Raw genomic sequence first — 17538 nt, forward strand, 5'->3', positions numbered from 1 at the left:
GCTTCTGGCGAAAATTACTTTTTCTTATCGAGCTCTGCAATTTCTTTCTGCAAACCCTTCAACGACGCTTCCACACTTTGCATGGGCGTCATACCTTCGGGATAGACTTCCTGCTCTACCGTCAACCAAAGCGTGCCGCCAATTTTACGGTTGGCATCGATCAAGGCTTTCCAATCGGTAGTGTCTTTTCCAATGATCGGATTTTCATTTTTGTCGTCGCCCGGTGCAGCGGCCTTGTAGTGAGTGGTAATCGTACGGCCGGGGAAAGCTTTAATAATATCTACCGGGTTTTTATTAGCCGCTTCTGTCCAGCCCACATCTTGCTGCAACACGACACCGGAAGATGTACTTGTGCCAATTACATCCCAAGGTGTTTTACCGGCATCGCCCAGCATTTCTGGTTTGTGGTTGTGGTAGCCCGTGTGCATGCCGTGTGGTGCCAGCTTTTTCTCGATTGCTTCTAATTCGGCAGCAACAACTTTGGCGCCTTCTGGAGTGGCGGCGCGTTTATCCATGGGGATGATTAAATAATTGCAGCCGATGGCTTTGTAGAAGGCGACAGTCTTGTCAAAATTTTCTGGCGATAATTTATCGAAAGGCACATGCGCAGCTGATGCTTTCAACCCTGTCTTGTCTAAAAATGCTTTTAGGCCTTTTGCGTCGTCCGCGTACTTACCAAAAATTCCCGCAAATTCTACGCCTTGAAAACCGTAGGCTTTCAGTTGCTTTAAGGTGCCTTCAAAGTCTGCGCTAACTGCATCTTTTACGGACCAAAGTTGAACGCTGAGTTGCGGTTGTGTTGGCGCGGCTGCAAAAGAGTAGCTTGCCATTAATGCTGCGGTTGAAATAACAGCAGCTGCTAATGTTTTTAATTTCATAAAATGATTCCTAATGGAGTTATTGATGATTATTTTTACGTTAAGAAAGTTTCAGGTTAAATTTTTCCAAGCTTCATTTGTTTCACAGCAAAATCACATGCACGAGCGGTAATTGCCATATAAGTCAGCGATGGATTTTGCCAAGCATTGGAGGTCATGCAGGCGCCGTCAGTCACAAACAGGTTTGGAATGTCGTGCGTTTGATTGTTGCCATTCAATACTGATGTCTTTGGATCGCGCCCCATGCGGGCAGTTCCCATTTCGTGGATGGATAAACCAAACGGGCGATCTTCGTTACGGCGGATTACGTGCTTTTGAATATCTTTTGCGCCAACGGCCTCTAAAATCTCAGCGGCAGTGTTAGCAATATCCTCATTCATTTTGTAATCATTTTCGGTGAAGCTGGCTTCAATATGTAATTGCGGCATGCCCCACTTATCTTTCAATGTTGGGTGCAAGCTCACTTGGTTGTCGTAACGTGGAAGCATCTCGCCCGAACCCTGTAGGCTGAAGTACCAACTACCACCTTGTTGGATTCGCTTTTTAAAATCTGCGCCCAATCCGTCTTTATAGGCAAAGCTTCCCCAGCCTTCGCGCGAAGCTCCACCAGAAAGCGAATAGCCGCGTAAAAAGTCCGGATGTTTTTCTGTCACGTTTCTAAAGTTGGGAATGTAGGGGCCTGTAGGGCGGCGGCCTGAATAATAATCTTCTTCAAAACCTTCGATTCGCCCGCTAGCTCCTGAGCCATACAAATGGTCCATTAAATAATGGCCGAGCACACCGGACGAGTTGGCAATGCCATTTGGAAACCGTTCGCTTTTTGAATTCAACATAATTTGCGTTGTAGCTAGCGTGGACGCGCATAAGAAAACCATTTTTCCGAAATACTCGGTTGTCTCCATGGTTTCGCTATCAATTACATTAACCCCTTTGGCGCGATTTGTTTTTGGATCATAAATTACACTGTGAACGATCGCGTTAGTGGCGATGCTCAAATTGTTAGTTTTGAGCGCAGCAGGCAGCGTTGAACTTTGTGTAGTGAAGTTTGCGCCGAAAGAACAGCCTTTGTGACATTCGCTACGCGCTTGGCATTGCAAACGGCCTTGCTCTAAATGGTGCGGTGCAGGTTGAGTCAAATGCGCGCAGCGCCCCATAATCATTTTGCGATCAGGAAAAGTAGCTTCAATTTTTTTCTTAATCGCTAACTCAACGGTGTTGAATTCAAATGGCGGTAAGAATTCACTGTCAGGTAATACGGGAATATTTTCTTTTGAACCGCTGATGCCTGCGTGGCGTTCAACATAGGAATACCATGGTTCCAGATCTTTGTAACGAATCGGCCAATCTACACCGTGACCGTCTTTGAGGTTTGCTGTGAAATCATAATCGCTCAAGCGATAAGACTGGCGAGCCCATAACAAAGATTTACCGCCCAATTGATTACCGCGAATCCAGCTAAAGGGTTTTCCCTCTGGCGTGCTGTAGGGGTAATCGCGGTCATTCATAAAGAAGTTTTTAGAGGTATCACCAAATGCATAACATTGGCGCTGTATAAAATACTGATCTTCCACCAGTTGGTAATTCATGGCGTTACGAAAGGGGAGTTTCCAAGTGGGTACGCCTTCGCCAACATAATCTTTGCGGTGCTCAACGGGTCTGCCGCGTTCGACCATCAATACTTTCAAACCTTTTTCGGTAAGTTCTTTGGCTGCCCAGCCGCCAGTAATACCGGAACCTACGACGATCGCATCAAATATTTTTGCGGATTTTTTAATATAAACGTTGTTATCCATTATTTTTTCTCGCTCTACACAGCTGATTAATTGAGTGCCCAGGGTTTGCCAATTTTGGCGAAGGGGACGTTGCCTTTGTAACCGCCGGGAACAGCAAGGTAGGCTAGCTCTTGGGTTGCGCCAACTTCAGAGGTGTAATAACCAAACAAGGTGAGTGACTTAAATTTTTTGAAAAAATCTTTATCGTCTTTGGTGAAGCCCAACTCATTTTTTTCGATAGCGGTAAGCAGTTGAACCTGTTGCTTTTGGTTGATACTTAAAAATACTTTTCCGAATTTTTCTTTCGCCACCTTATTGATGCGATCCAAGCCTGCTAAGAAATTTTTCTGGTCATCTTTACTGACGCATTCCGCGAGGTAAGCATCCATAAAGCCGTGAACATTTACCGCTAAAGCGCCCGGAGTATCTGTGGTGGGAATAATAATGTCCGCCATAAGACCGGTCATTTGCAGCTGATCTGGCGAAAGGAATTTCGTCGTGTGCGGCATAGTCGCTTTTACGGTTGTTGCCAAGGCGTCCAGCGACTGAGCTGAGAGCGTTAGGCCAAACATAAGCGCCATGTGTTTGAGCGCTGTGCGGCGAGGATTGTCGGTCTCAGCCTCGGCGCTGTGGTTGATTTTATCTTTCTGAAGCATAGATATTCTCCGGTTTGAAAAGAGAGGCTTGGTAGTTATGTGTGGAGCTTATTAGAGTTGATTTCGGCAGAATCTGGCTGTTAAGCAGTGCAAAGCAGCATTGGTTATTGTAAAGCCCAAAACTAGCGATTTAATCGAATGTAAACGGTTACATTTGCGCATAACTATATAGAGATTTGTAGGGGTAGGGAAGCATGAATGATGTTTACCTTTGTTGGGTTGGTTGTGCTGATTAACGAAAGAGCGAAAAGAGCGGATTTTTTATGGTTTGGTGAAAAAGGAGTTCAACGCCGATTCATTCCGATCTCTAGTACTGGCGTTATTGAAGCGAACGCCTGAGAAGCTTAAATGCTAACTCAGGCGAGGACGCTTTTAATCTGAATTTACAAAACATTAAACACTGATGAACCGCGGTGGGTTTTAAATAAATGCATCCAAAATCAACACGCCGATAATGCCCATGACGCCGATAACAGTTTCCATGAGCGACCATGACTTAAAGGTGTCTTTCAGGCTTAGGTTGAAATATTCCTTGTACATCCAAAAGCCGGAATCGTTAACGTGAGAGCACATCAAGCTACCCGCACCTACAGCCAATACCATGAGGTTGGGGTTGGCACCAGAGCTAACGACCAAGGGGGCAACGATACCGGCGGCGGTAATGCCTGCAACTGTGGCTGAACCGAGCGCGATGCGAATAACCGTCGCAATTAACCACGCGAGAACGAGTGGGTTTAGTGGAATTTGTTGCAGCATTGAGCCCAATTCATTGCTTACACCACTGGTGACAAACACTTGCTTGAGCGCACCCGCGCCTGCAAGGATTAATACAATAATTGAAATATCTTTCAGGCCATCAGTGAAAGACTGCATGATTTTTTCAATACTCACTCCACGCGCTATACCCAAGCTGTAAGTGGCAACGATCAATCCCAGCAACAACACAATTGAAGGATTGCTTAAAAAAATCACCCAAGAATTTTTTGCAACACCGGGTGCAATTACCGGTAATAAACTTGCTGCCGCAATTAACAAAACAGGTAGCAGCGCGCAGAAAAAACTGGTGAATGGGGTAGGTAGTGATTCTTCAGGTAATGGTTGTGCGCAAAAGGTTTTGAGAGGATTTACTTGAATATGTTTGAGACGAGTTGCTAATAAAGGGCCCGCAATAATCACGGTAGGAATTGCGATTATCAATCCATAAAGCAAGGTTGCACCAATGCTTGCACCGAATTGTGGAATTAAAGCCACGGGGGATGGGTGTGGTGGCAAAAAGCCGTGAGTTGTTGAGAGGCCGGCAAGCAAAGGAATTGCAAGATACACACCGGGTAACTTGGATTGGTACATCACGGAAAATACCAAGGGAACCAGCAACACAAATCCCACGTTGTAATACAGCGGAATACCAACGATAAAGCCGGTGATCATGAGCGCCCAAGTAATATTTTTTTGACCGAAAGCGGCAATGAGGGTGCGGCTAATTTGTTGCGCGGCACCGCTTTCGGAAATTAATTTTCCAAACATGGCGCCAACACACAAAATAATAGCAAGCGAACCCAGCATTGAACCTATGCCCGCTTCCAATACACCGGGAATTTGCTCTGGTGGTATGCCGGATATACAAGCGGCGACTATGGCTGCAGCTAAAAATCCTAAAAAGGGATTGGTTTTAAGCCATCCCACCAAGACAACTAATAAAAAAATTGCCACGAGAATTGCGAAAATTGCCATGATACAACTGTCCTCGCTAGATTTATTATGGACAAGCAGAACTATTATTTTTGTGAGACGGCTAGAAGTTCAGGTTGAATAATACTTGCTTAAGAATGTGAAATTTATGTGTCGCGCGCGTGAAACATTATTATCCTCACAGGCCTGTGAGGATAATAATCTTGATGCTTACTTATCTCTTAGGCGACCTTATTGGTTAAAGTTCCAATAGCCGCTACGTGAATAACAATTTCATCACCAGATTGCAGTGTAAAGCTGCTGTCTGGAACTATGCCTGTGCCAGTCATTAAGAGCGCACCATTCGGGAATGAGCATTCACGGAACAGGAAGCCCGCCAACTCTTCAAAGCCGCGTTTGATTTGATTGATTTCAATATCGCCCGCAAAAACGTTTTTCCCGCCGCGATTAATTTGCAATTCGATTTTGGTGTCTTTTGGCAAAGGTTGTTCGGCCACCAAAATGCATGGGCCAACAGCGGCGCAACCGTCGTAGGTTTTTGCTTGTGGCAAATAGAGTGGGTTTTCGCCCTCAATACTGCGCGAGCTCATATCATTGCCAATGCTGTAGCCGATAATTTTGCCGCTGCTGCTCATGACCAACACTAATTCAGGTTCTGGTACATCCCAAGTCGAGTCTTTGCGGATGCGAACTAAACCGCCGCTACCAACGGTGCGGTTGCGAGTTGCTTTAAAAAATAATTCGGGGCGTTCTGCTTCGTAAACGCGACCGTAAAAATCAGCACCGCCTGCGCTTTTGCTTTCTTCCTGGCGGCCTTGTTTGCTGCGGAAATAGGTTACACCGCTCGCCCATAATTCTTGGCCAGACATGGGGGCATCTAATTGAGTGGTCAATAAATCTTGTGCGTTAGAAATAGGTGTCAAGCTAGCAATAGTGCGTAATGCTTTTGCGTGCAGCTCATCGTCGTTGATAAAGCTATCCCAATTGCTGCCGTCCGCTTTGAAAAATTGGTTGTCGTTTTCAATGAGGATGCTGTTGGTTAATTTATAAATTCTCATGTCTCTCACCTGCAATTTTAAATTGTTGTTTGTTTTTAACCCACTCTAGCTCTCCCTTGGAAAGGGGGAGAACTGGAGCATCGCATCAATGCAAATGTCTCTAATTGAATGGAGCAACTTCCAATTCATTGCTCCTAAATTAAGAGCGGCTACCCAGCTCCTCATTATTGTTCGGAGTGGCTTCCAATCCCTCCCCCTTTCCAAGGGGGAGGTTAGGAGGGGGTTAGTTTTATTTAGTGCAAATCGCGCTCTACAACCGATCCAGATTTACCAACAAGCACATCCATATCTGCACCCAAATGCGCTTGCTCAACGTGGTCTATATAAAGCTTCACGTAACCGCGGTCGGCCAAAGGTTCGGGTGCTTGCCATGCGGCGCGGCGTTTTGCGAGCTCTTCGTCACTCACATGTAAATGCAGTAAACGGCGTTCAACATCCAATTCAATTTCGTCACCGTCTTGAACGAATGCGAGTGTTCCGCCTACTGAAGATTCAGGAGAAACGTGCAAAATCACTGTGCCGTATGCGGTACCGCTCATGCGACCATCTGAAATACGCACCATGTCTTTTACGCCTTGCAGCACTAATTTTTTCGGCAGATCAACGTTGCCAACTTCTGGCATGCCTGGGTAGCCTTTAGGGCCAACGCCTTGTAAAACAATTACGCTGTCTTTATCGATATCCAGATCCGGCAAATCAATACGCGCGTGGTAGTCTTCCATGCTGGAGAACACAACTGCGCGGCCGCGATGCTTCATCAACGCAGGTGTTGCCGCTGATGGTTTGATCACTGCGCCGTTTTCACACAAGTTACCTTTCAGAACCGCAATGCCTGCAGCTGGGTTCAACGGATTTGCGCGAGTACGAATCACTTCGGGGTTGTAGCAAACGGCTTTTGCGTAACTTTCTGCAAAGGTTTTGCCGTTGATGGTCATAATATTTTGATGCAACAAATCGCCGAGCTCTTTAATCACTACGCCTAAACCGCCTGCGTAGTAATAATCTTCCATCAAATATTTTCCGGAAGGCATGAGGTTAAGCAGTAGAGGAATTTGGCTGCCTAATTTATCGAAATCGTCCAGCTCCAATTGCACGCCAATACGGCCTGCAATTGCTTGAAGATGGATAATAAAGTTAGTGGAACCACCAACCGCTGCGTTTACCTTAATCGCGTTTTCGAAGGCTTCGCGGGTTAAAATTTGGGACAGCTTCATATCTTCGCGCACCATTTCCACGATGCGACGGCCAGATAATTGCGCCATAACTTTTTTGCGTGCGTCTACCGCAGGAATCGAAGAGGCGCCAGCCAAGGTTAAGCCCAACACTTCGGCCATGGTGGCCATGGTAGAAGCGGTGCCCATGGTGTTGCAGTGACCGGCACTGCGTGCTGCGCCAATTTCCGCTTCCTGTAAATCGGCATCAGAAAATTCACCAGTATCTTGTTTGGCTTTGATTTGCCAGTTGAACGAACCAGAACCAATTTCCCCACCGCGGAATTTACCGTTGAGCATTGGGCCGCCGGGTACAACGAGTGTGGGCAGGTCTACCGAACAAGCACCCATGATGAGCGATGGGGTGGTCTTATCGCAGCCGGTGAGCAGCACAATGCCGTCTAAGGGGTTAGCGCGAATGCTTTCTTCCACATCCATACTCGCTAGGTTGCGGAACAACATGGATGTTGGCTTCATGATGGTTTCGCCGAGCGACATCACGGGAAACTCAAAGGGAACGCCGCCCGCTTCCAACACACCGCGTTTTACAATTTCGGCAACGTCGCGGAAGTGGCCATTACAAGGGGTCAGTTCAGACCAGGTGTTACAAATACCGATAACGGGCTTTCCTTCGAAATAATCGTTGGGGTAGCCTTGGTTGCGCAACCATGAGCGATGCACAAACCCCATTTTATCTTTGCCACCGAACCACTCCTGGCTGCGCAGCTTTACTGGTTTTTTCATGTTGAAATCCGACGTTGGTTGAATCGATTTGCTTGTTATTTTAGAGCCGCTTGTTGGTAAGGCGGCTCATCATATCGCGTTGCTCAGCTTATTAGGTCAGTGCCGCGTCAGATGGCGCGCCGTTAACTAAACGGTTGAGTTTAAGCGGGTTACTGTTTTTGAGCGCGTCGGGCAGAAGCGCATCGGGGAAGTTCTGGTAGCACACGGGGCGCTGGAAGCGTTGGATTGCTGCCGTACCCACTGCGGTAAAGCGCATGTCAGACGATGCGGGGAAAGGACCGCCGTGAACCATCGAAGGACAAACCTCTACGCCGGTTGGGAATCCATTGATAACCAAGCGGCCTGCTTTTGCGGTCAATGCATCAATAATTTCGACGTGTTGCCCGAGTTCGCTTTCAGTGCCGTGAACGGTGCCAGTCAATTGACCGCCCAGCACAGATAAGGCCTGTGGAATTTCGTCGATGCTTTTGCATTTTACGAGCATGGATGCTGGGCCAAAGACTTCTTCATGGATATCCGGCTGGGCCACAAAGTTTTGGCCGCTGGTGCCCAACAGATAAGCTTGTGCTCTGAAGCCTGCAGCGTCAGAAACCGCTTGACCTTGAGCCAGAACGTCCACGCCGGGAACTTGTTTAAAGTGGTTTACGCCGTTGGAATATGAGTGGCAAATACGTTCGTTCAGCATAACGCCAGCGCCCACAGCGCCCAGCTCGGCTTGTACGGCGGTAATGAATTCCTGCAATTCCGGACCATCAACAGCGATTACCAAGCCCGGGTTTACGCAGAATTGGCCGGTGCCCAGTGTGAGCGATGCTACAAAACCTTTCGCAATGGTAGCCGCTTGGGTTTTTAAGGCTTCGGGCAGGAGAACAACAGGGTTGATGCTACCCATTTCGGCAAAGACAGGGATAGGTTCTGGTCGAGCGTTAGCCATTTTCATCAAGGCGGTGCCGCCAGCGATAGAGCCAGTGAAGCCAACTGCTTTAACGGCAGGCGCTTTTACCAATGTTGCACCAACCTCCGCATCATCACCCATCAAATAAGCAAAAATTCCCTTAGGCATTTTGCAGATTTCGATGGCTTTAATGATTGCGCTAGCAACGAGTTCGCCGGTGCCAGGATGCGAGTTGTGACCCTTGGCTAATACTGGGCAACCTGCCGCAAGTGCAGCTGCGCTATCACCACCGGCGGTTGAATAGGCTAAAGGAAAATTGCTGACGCTGAATACCGCAACCGGGCCAATGGCTTGTTGCATAAAGCGAATATCGGGTTTGGGAACCGGTTTGCGATCGGGTTGTGCTGTGTCGATACGAGCATCAACAAACTCGCCATTATCGAGCGAGGTCGCGAACATACGCAGTTGGCCGCAGGTGCGGGCGCGCTCGCCCTCGCCGCGGGCCTTGGGATAGCCGGTTTCTGCGCTAATGCGGTCAACCAGCTCATCGCCCAAGGCTTCAATCTGAGTGGCGCATTCGCGCAGGAAGTTTGCGCGTTGGGCAGCAGAGGTTTTGGCGAAGGCCAGTGAGTCGCGTTGAGCGGCGGCTACCGCTAATTCAACTTGCGCTTTGGTGGCTTTGGTCATGACAGGTTCAAGGAGTTGGGCGGTGGCAGGGTTAACGGCTTGGTAGGTACCGCCCATGCCTTGATGCCAGGCTCCATCAAAATACAGTTTGCCGGAAATACTCATCTCATCTCCAAAAGATAGCGCAATCATAAGACATAAAAGTATATGCCTGTGGGGAATCTATGGGAAGTCTTTTGTCGCGTCCAAAGGACATCTGACCACCGAAATTAACCTGGCATTTGATGAATTTTCCAGCAATCGTTCCTCTTTAGGCAATCTTCAGGCAATAAAAAAGCCCGATCTGCGCAAACAGACCGGGCTTTTGACGTGCATTTAAACGCTTAAACGTTGTAGGTCGATGACGAGGTATTGCCGCCGCGACCTGTCCAGTTAGTGTGGAAGAACTCACCGCGTGGCTTGTCAGTGCGCTCGTAGGTGTGCGCACCGAAGTAGTCGCGCTGGGCTTGCAGCAGGTTAGCTGGCAAGCGGGCAGTGCGGTAACCGTCGAAATAGGTCAATGCAGAGGTGATGGTTGGGGCGGGAATCCCGTTCACAATGGCCGCTGCAGAAACACGACGCCAGCCAGCTTGAGCTGCATCGACAGTTTTCGCAAAGTAGTCATCCAGCAAGAGGTTTTTGAGGTCAGGATTCTTGTCGAACGCTTCTTTAATGTTGCCCAAGAATGATGAGCGAATGATACAACCACCGCGCCACATCAATGCGATACCGCCGTAGTTGAGGTTCCAGCCGTATTCTTTCGCGGCTTCACGCATCAACAAATAACCTTGCGCGTAAGAAATGATTTTTGATGCGAACACAGCATTGCGCAAATCATTGATAAAGGCTTGCTTGTCGCCGGTGAAATTCACTGCTGGGCCTTTCAATACTTTAGCGGCTTCAACGCGCTCGGCTTTTTGCGAAGACAAGCAACGGGCGAATACTGCTTCAGAGATCAGGGTAAGCGGTACGCCCAAATCCAAGGCGATTACACCTGTCCACTTACCTGTGCCTTTTTGGCCAGCGGTGTCGAGGATTTTTTCTACCAGCGGAGAGCCGTCTTCATCTTTATAGGCAAGGATGTCGCGGGTAATCTCGATCAGGTAAGAATCGAGTTCGCCCTTGTTCCAATCGGCGAAGACTTCGTGCATTTCATCTGCGCTCAAACCAACTACTTCTTTCAACAATTGGTAGGCTTCGCAAATCAGCTGCATATCGCCGTATTCAATACCGTTGTGAACCATTTTGACAAAGTGGCCAGCGCCGTTCTCGCCAACCCAATCACAGCATGGGCTGCCGTCGTCAACTTTAGCGGCGATGCTTTGGAAAATATCTTTCACATAAGGCCATGCTTCCGGTGAACCGCCGGGCATGATGGATGGGCCAGTCAAGGCGCCTTCTTCACCGCCGGAAACGCCTGTGCCGATGAAACGCAGACCTTTGCTCGCCAAATAAGCGGTGCGACGGTCAGTGTCTGGGAAGTGTGTGTTGCCGCCGTCGATGATGATATCGCCAGCTTCCAAGTGCGGAATCAATTGCTCAATAAAGTCATCAACCGGCTTGCCTGCTTTAACCATCAGCATAATTTTGCGTGGTTTAGAGAGTGAGGCAACCAGCTCATCAATGGAGTGCGCGCCGCGAATTGTCTTGCCAGCAGCGCGGCCAGCCAAGAAATTGTCAACCTTGTCAACGGAACGGTTGTACGCGGTAACGGTGTAGCCTTTGCTGGCCATATTCAGGATGAGGTTTTCGCCCATTACGGCGAGGCCAACCAAGCCTATATCGGAAAGAGGTTTCATAAAATTTGTAGCCTATCGTCTGTGGTTGATACGTCAGGGTTTAACTTGGGTGCGACCGAAGCTTAATTCTTGCGCGTCAATCTTTGTGTTTTGGCAAGGTTTTAAACACCCTTTTGTATGCGGCCTCGCTACCTTGAAACTCTCTTGTGCGGCGCGATGCTCTTGTGGGGGCGCTATTATTCACGTTTAGAGGGTAAATTCCTAGTAACAATTCTGTGACTTATGGCTATGCGGGCGATTGTTTTTCGCAATTTATATATGGTCTAAACGACATTTAGTTGTTTAGGTTGATGGCAGCCTTGCGGGATTTTGAATTTTTCGTTTTCGGCGATGATTAATTTTGGCTTGCTGGGCCAGCGCCCAGTCGATGTGTTCTCTGACCAAATCAGAACAGCTTTCGCGCTTTGAGTTCAGCGCAGCAATGATGTTTTCGTCATGCGGGGCATTCCCCAATCCCACCGCAATATTGCGCAGCCAGCCCTCGTAGCCAATGCGGCGGATTGCTGAGCCTTCGGTATTGTCCAAGTATTCCTGCTCCGTCCAATTAAAGAGCGTGACTAGGTCGCTATCGGCCAAGCCGTGGCGTGGTAAAAAATCGGTTTCGCCGGTGAATTGCGCGTATTTATTCCAGGGGCAAATGGCTTGGCAATCATCGCAACCAAAAATGCGGTTGCCTATAGGTTCGCGGAACTCCTCGGGAATTGCCCCTTTGTTTTCAATGGTGAGGTAGGAAATGCAGCGGCGCGCATCTAATTTGTAGGGTTCGATAAACGCATCGGTTGGGCAGACTTTTAAGCAAGCTGAACACTCGCCGCATTGATTGGGTTGGTTGGGGGTATCTATCGGCAAGGGGACGAAAGTAAAAATTTCGCCGAGAAAAAACCAGCTGCCAGCGCTGCTATTAATGATGAGTGTATGTTTACCTTGCCAGCCCAAGCCCGCTTTCTCTGCAAGTGGGCGCTCCATGACCGGCGCGCTATCGACAAAGGCGCGGTTTTGGCCTTTGAATTCATAATCCTCGGGTAATGCATCATCAATTTGTTTGGCGAGAATGCTCAAGCGTTTGCGAATTAATTTGTGATAATCGCGCCCCAAGGTGTAACGCGATACGTAAGCTTTGGTTGGATCTTTGAGAGTGGCGATTTGATTGGTGTCTCCCGGTAAATAATCCATTCGAACGGAAATGACGCGAACTGTGCCGGGTAATAACTCATTCGGCCGAGAGCGTTTATTGCCATGTGCGGCCATCCATTCCATCGAGCCTTGATAACCTTTTGCCAGCCATTCTTTCAAGCGAACTTCCGCCTGCGATAAATCAATATCGGCAATACCAACTTGCTGGAAACCCAATTCACGGCCCCACACTTTGATGTCGGTGGCGAGTTGGTTTAGGTTGATGGGAGTATGCATGGTGAAATTCAATAATTAACCAGCGCCTATTTTGCCAGAAATGCTTGGAGCTTAGTGAGCGCGAGGGAAACATTTAGTTACAAACGCTGTCTTCTTATTAAGTTACAGTGTTTAAGTAAAAGTAGTTAATTAATGATGGAGAGTAATGGGATGAAAAAGTTAATCGCACTTGTGGGCGTATGTGTGTTAAGTCAATTAGCGGCGGCATCGCCATTACCGGATAAGCCACATGTTTATGTAGAGGGCTCAGCTGAAGTTGAAGTGACTCCAGATTTAATGACGTTTAGCCTGTTAATTGAGAAGAGCGATTTAGATCTTGCCACTGCTAAAGCGGATGTTGATGCGCGTTCCACCTTGCTTATCAATACCTGCAAAAAATTAGGCATCAAACCCGATGCCATTGCCACTACCGCTTTATCCATTTTTCCCGAATACGATTATAGAGATCAGCAGCGTGTGTTCAGTGGCAATCGCGTTTCACGTCAGGTGGACATAAAACTGAAAGATCTCAGTAAATACGCACAGGTGATGAAAGCCTTTGTAGATGCCAAAATTACGCAAACGATTACGACCAAATTATCGTTAGCCGACGAAAAGACTTTGGAAGATAAAGTGTTGATAAGTGCAATGGCTGATGCAAAGGCGCGCGCAGAACGTTTGGCTGCCTCTCAAGGCAAAACTTTGGGTGAACCTTTTTCGATCTCTGAATTTAATACGCGCGCGGAAGAGACTTACAGCTTGCGCGTCAGTCGCGCCATTGTTGGGGATTCTGCGGCCGATGCATCTCCCCAAGTGCGGCTGTCAAAAATGGAATCTGGCGAGCCCTTTGAACCGGGCGTTATGAAAGCTAAAGCGCAAGTTTATGTGGTTTATCTTTTGAAATAATTCTTAGACTTCAAGTCGCTGCTTTAAGTCTCGCGCTTGTCGGCGCGAGACTTCCACTTCTGTTCCGTCCGTTAACTTGATGAGTAATCCTTCATTGAGCCAAGGTTCAATCGAGGCGACGTAATCCATATTAATAATTTGCTGACGATTTGCGCGAAAAAATAGTTTAGGGTCAAGTCGTTCTTCCACGTAACTGACTGAGCGTGCCAACATCGCCTTCTTATTGAGAAAAAATAGCCGCACGTAATTTCCCTCAACATTAATCAAACGTAAATCACTCAAACGAATAAAATGGCAATGCTCTCCGTCGCGCACAAAAATCTGATCATTACGTGTTTTAAAGACGGGTTCTGTTTGCTCTGGTTGTGGTGTTTGCTTTTTGCTTTGGCAGCGTTGAATAGCCGCCTCCAATCGTTCACGCGTAACGGGTTTTAATAAGTAGTCCAGCGCGTTGACTTCAAATGCGCGCAACGCGTGTTGCTCGTAAGCAGTGGTGAAAATCACCTGTGGTGTGAAGTCGCAGTTTTCAAGAACGTCGAAGCCGTCGCCATCGGGTAAATGAATATCCAATAGTACCAAGTCAGGTTTGTGTGAGTTTATAGCGGCAACGGCGGAGCTTACATCAATGGCTTCAGCAATGACGTGTGTGTCGGGTATTTCACTTAAGAGTTCAACCAGCTCCTTTCGTGCCAAACGCGAGTCATCCACAATTAATAAATTCACAAAGGTATCTCCACAGTTGCGGTAACTTGCTGGGCAATGTCCAAATTCATGCTGGCTTTATCGCCGTAGGCCAGCTGCAAGCGTTCGCGTACATTGCGCAAACCAATTTTGTTGCCTTGGTGGGTTGGCTGAAATTCTGGTAAAGGATTAGTGACTTTTATTTGCCAGTGAGTCGCGCTTATTTTTTGAATGTTAATCTCTAAATGGCCACCGGAACGACGAGCCGCTATGCCGTGTTTGATCGCGTTTTCAACCAATGTCTGCAAAACAAGTGGCGGTATTTTAGCTGTGAGAAGGTCATCATCAATATGTATAGAAGTTGTAAGGCGGTTCTCAAACTGAAGTGACTCAAGTGAAAGGTAGCCTTTTACCCATTCCATCTCATCGCGCATACATACAAGCTGCTGATTATCGCTTTGTAAGAGCCCCCGCAATAACACAGAGAGATTTGCCAAGCCGTCGCGCGCAGCTTTCGGATCTTCGTTAATCAAGCTCCGTAAGTTGTTAATGGCGTTAAACAAAAAATGTGAATTGATTTGGCTGCGTAAAAACTGCAATTCATTTTCTTTAAGTTGAGCCTGCAGTTGCCAATAAGCAATTTCTGAATTACGGCGCTTGTTAAATTCGGCGCGGAGCAAATAAATTGTGCACCATAAGCTGAACAAAATGCAGTAGTTAATTGTGTAGCCGAGTAGTCCGCCTGCGCTTACAGGTTGCGCACCTGATGTAATGCTTGGGAATAAATCACCGATCAAAAAAATAAACCCGCTGATAATTGCTTGTGCACATAAAGCGGTGATAGGTATGAGCCATATAAGATGCAAGCTGGTTTTTAATAACGACCAATGCGTGGCATAGGTTTTGTAGAGATAGCGAAATCCGTGGCTTGTAAAACCCAGCACGAGCGAGAGCCAAAAAAACATCCCCACCAAAAACAGTGTTAAATGCGCGCCCCATAAACGCATGAAGAGCAAATTCAAAATAAAATAAGCTCCCCAGAATAGGAACTGGGCGCGAAGGTAGTAAGCAGATGATTTTTCCATAATCTCGTTATTCGTGGATTTGTTAACTTAGTGTAAGTTTATCTAAAGCGCGTTCTAAAGAGCTGCGCGCTGCACATCCTTGTGCTTCGTTTTTTATTTTTTAAGCGCAGCAGCAATTTGTTTATTTACCCAATCCGCATCATCCCACATCAGGAAATGGTAGCCCGTTTCCGACATTTGAATGTCAGTTTGTTTGAGCGCCGCATATTGATTGGCAAATATCGCTTTGGTGGATTCTTTGGTTGCGCCGAAATTTTTATAGGCTGCCCAAGATCCTAACACCAGCGTCGGTGCTTTAATGGTTGCAATCGATTGGCGCAAATCTGTGACCATCATACTGTACATGGCTGCTGCGGTGGTGGCGCGATCGCTGGTTTTAAACCATTCGCTTAACAACTTAACGCGCTCTGGGTTGTTGCTCATACCGTTTAAATTTTGCGTGCCGTATTTCAAGTAGTCATCCATGGGTTGACTCAACATCATGGCGCGCATTTGCGTTGCTTGTGGCTTCATTATTTCTGGAGTGGCTGCTGGATTTTGAATGGCAGCATAGTAGGGCAGTGCGTCAATAATAACGAGACTGCGTACTTTATCCGGTGCGTGTTGCGCAATCATCAAGCTAAGAGTACCGCCCAAACTGTGGCCAACCAAGGTTACATTTTTTAAATGTTTTGCTTGCAGGTAGTGCTCAATGCGGTCGCGCATGTTTGCCAGGAAATCTGTGTCATCAGCGGCTAAAGGAGCTGCTCCCGCAAAACCGGGCAGGGTTAATAAATGACATTCGTTGTTTGCTTTAACGGCGTTACAAGTATCGGTAAAAACGCTTGAGTTGCTGTTTAAACCAGGAATGAAAAGAACGGCCGCTCCCTTTCCTTCGACTTTTACATCCAAAGCTTCAAAGGTTTCTGCATGAGATTTATAGGAAACCCAAAACGATATTAATACACCAATAAAAATTGCTATATACCCACCATTTTTTTTGCAAAACATGATCTTCTCCTCGCGCCCGCAGGCCTGTTAAGTGAGGTTGTAGAATAAGGGTGTGCTTTGCGATGGACTTGATAATTCGTGAGAACGGTCGCTACCGGCGGCGAATGGCGGAAACCTGTGGCGAGTGGCGGAATGTTTTTGCGGCTATTGCTCTATTTGCGCATCCATTTGGTGGAGTAACTGCGGCCAATGATTGATCCAGCAGCAGTTATGGTCTGCGTTTGGGATTATCACCATTGCCAAGCCCAGGCGACTCAACACTGGTTGCGCCAGCGCAGGTGGGATATTCGTATCTTTGTCTCCCCCAATATGCAGCTGATGGCGCGGCAATTGGTCGATTGAAAGGTTTACAGGGTTAAGGGATTCTTTGAGCGGTGTGTAGCGGTGCAGCCTTGTCCATGCATCGGTATCGAGATTGCCTGCAATAGTCACGACCTGATCGACCTCCGGCATGCGTGCCGCCATCAACATTGCCAAGGTTCCGCCGCCACTGTGCCCGATCAGGGTGATGCCCCTTGCGGGGTGCGACACCAAATGATTGCGCAACGCCTTGGTCATGCTTTCGACTACTTCATCGGAATAGCGAGCGCTCGTCCAAATACGGGGATTGCAGCGATCATCGGCAAGTTGGGGCAGCGAGCGATTGAAGTAGCAGGGACGTCCTAGATAAAGGCTTTGGGTCTTATCCAGCCCCATGAGTTGCAGCATTAACGGGCGCACGGGCGTGGGATCTTGGGCAATCACGAACCTGCTTTCAAAGGGGATCCCATCGCCCTCAACGTAAACATGCAGCCGCGTTGTTATGCCCGCTTTGCTGACCATCGCGTGGTTAAAGTTGGCGGTAGTTACGGTGGCTTCGGCTGGCAAGCTCACAGGTTGGCGCAGCTGTGTGCTTTGGCAGGCGCTGATCAAAAGCGTCTGAACAATCATTAAAAGCCGATATTTTTTTACAGATAAAAATAACCAGCTTTTCCCTAAAAAAGGGTTGCAGCTTTTATCCAAAAATTTGAACCAGGTCATAATGATAGCGCTGTCATAAAATAAGGTTTTTGTTTAACATTTGATCAGGCGAAATAATGCGCGCCAAAAAAATCAATAATAAACGTTAGCAAAGGTAAT

The 17538-nt window shown here is 47.6% G+C and carries 15 protein-coding genes; 2 read left to right on the top strand and 13 right to left on the bottom strand.

Translation table 11 applies throughout. The features are described 5' to 3' along the window. Window positions 1-14 precede the first annotated feature (14 nt). Genes U1F02_RS04195 through U1F02_RS04205 form a run of 3 tightly spaced genes read right to left on the bottom strand, consistent with a single transcriptional unit; the run spans window position 15 to window position 3306 of the window. Entirely contained in the window at window positions 15-878 is an 864-nt protein-coding gene (locus U1F02_RS04195) for a sugar phosphate isomerase/epimerase family protein (protein ID WP_409989109.1), read from the bottom strand. Between the two features lie 56 nt (window positions 879-934). Beyond that, window positions 935-2671 (bottom strand): GMC oxidoreductase, encoded by a 1737-nt coding sequence (locus U1F02_RS04200; protein ID WP_409989110.1) that lies wholly within the window; start codon window positions 2669-2671, stop codon window positions 935-937. 26 nt (window positions 2672-2697) lie between these two features. Next, window positions 2698-3306, bottom strand: coding sequence for a gluconate 2-dehydrogenase subunit 3 family protein (locus tag U1F02_RS04205; protein WP_409989111.1), 609 nt, complete (start codon window positions 3304-3306; stop codon window positions 2698-2700). A 198-nt stretch (window positions 3307-3504) separates the two neighbouring features. Here U1F02_RS04205 and U1F02_RS04210 point away from each other — a divergent pair, with 198 nt between their 5' ends. After that, window positions 3505-3645 carry a hypothetical protein gene (locus tag U1F02_RS04210; RefSeq protein ID WP_409989112.1) on the top strand — a complete coding sequence of 47 codons (141 nt, stop codon included), beginning with the start codon at window positions 3505-3507 and terminating at the stop codon, window positions 3643-3645. Between the two features lie 81 nt (window positions 3646-3726). Here the strand turns inward: U1F02_RS04210 and U1F02_RS04215 are convergent, their stop codons facing one another. The 6 genes from U1F02_RS04215 to queG form a co-directional block, all read right to left on the bottom strand. Beyond that, the gene (locus U1F02_RS04215) at window positions 3727-5037 is read right to left on the bottom strand and encodes a GntP family permease (RefSeq protein ID WP_409989113.1); all 1311 of its coding nucleotides are present in this window, start codon (window positions 5035-5037) and stop codon (window positions 3727-3729) included. A gap of 179 nt (window positions 5038-5216) precedes the next feature. Next, window positions 5217-6053, bottom strand: a complete 837-nt coding sequence (locus U1F02_RS04220) for a fumarylacetoacetate hydrolase family protein (RefSeq protein ID WP_409989114.1) — start codon at window positions 6051-6053, stop codon at window positions 5217-5219. A gap of 233 nt (window positions 6054-6286) precedes the next feature. Continuing rightward, entirely contained in the window at window positions 6287-8008 is a 1722-nt protein-coding gene (locus U1F02_RS04225; protein ID WP_409989115.1) for an IlvD/Edd family dehydratase, read from the bottom strand. 91 nt (window positions 8009-8099) lie between these two features. Continuing rightward, on the bottom strand, window positions 8100-9695 hold the full coding sequence (locus U1F02_RS04230; protein ID WP_409989116.1) for an aldehyde dehydrogenase (NADP(+)): 1596 nt from the start codon (window positions 9693-9695) through the stop codon (window positions 8100-8102). 218 nt (window positions 9696-9913) lie between these two features. Then, window positions 9914-11368, bottom strand: a complete 1455-nt coding sequence (gnd, locus tag U1F02_RS04235) for a decarboxylating NADP(+)-dependent phosphogluconate dehydrogenase (protein WP_409989117.1) — start codon at window positions 11366-11368, stop codon at window positions 9914-9916. Window positions 11369-11650: 282 nt separating this feature from the next. Further along, window positions 11651-12778 (bottom strand): tRNA epoxyqueuosine(34) reductase QueG, encoded by a 1128-nt coding sequence (queG, locus tag U1F02_RS04240; protein ID WP_409989118.1) that lies wholly within the window; start codon window positions 12776-12778, stop codon window positions 11651-11653. 150 nt (window positions 12779-12928) lie between these two features. On the opposite strand from queG, the gene U1F02_RS04245 reads away from it, so the two are divergent. After that, complete coding sequence (locus tag U1F02_RS04245; RefSeq protein ID WP_409989119.1) at window positions 12929-13663, top strand: SIMPL domain-containing protein; 735 nt, start codon at window positions 12929-12931, stop codon at window positions 13661-13663. A gap of 3 nt (window positions 13664-13666) precedes the next feature. On the opposite strand, the gene U1F02_RS04250 is transcribed toward U1F02_RS04245, so the two are convergent. The 4 genes from U1F02_RS04250 to U1F02_RS04265 form a co-directional block, all read right to left on the bottom strand. Next, entirely contained in the window at window positions 13667-14386 is a 720-nt protein-coding gene (locus tag U1F02_RS04250; protein WP_409989120.1) for a LytR/AlgR family response regulator transcription factor, read from the bottom strand. Further along, window positions 14383-15429 carry a sensor histidine kinase gene (locus U1F02_RS04255; RefSeq protein WP_409989121.1) on the bottom strand — a complete coding sequence of 349 codons (1047 nt, stop codon included), beginning with the start codon at window positions 15427-15429 and terminating at the stop codon, window positions 14383-14385. Before U1F02_RS04255 ends, U1F02_RS04250 begins: the two co-directional genes overlap by 4 nt. 93 nt (window positions 15430-15522) lie before the next feature. Beyond that, window positions 15523-16419, bottom strand: coding sequence for an alpha/beta fold hydrolase (locus U1F02_RS04260; RefSeq protein ID WP_409989122.1), 897 nt, complete (start codon window positions 16417-16419; stop codon window positions 15523-15525). A gap of 144 nt (window positions 16420-16563) precedes the next feature. Further along, window positions 16564-17439: an alpha/beta hydrolase family protein gene (locus U1F02_RS04265; protein ID WP_409989123.1), complete on the bottom strand. Its 876-nt coding sequence runs from the start codon at window positions 17437-17439 to the stop codon at window positions 16564-16566. Window positions 17440-17538 lie beyond the last annotated feature (99 nt).

This window comes from Cellvibrio sp., from assembly GCF_046347455.1.
Classification (GTDB): Bacteria; Pseudomonadota; Gammaproteobacteria; order Pseudomonadales; family Cellvibrionaceae; genus Cellvibrio.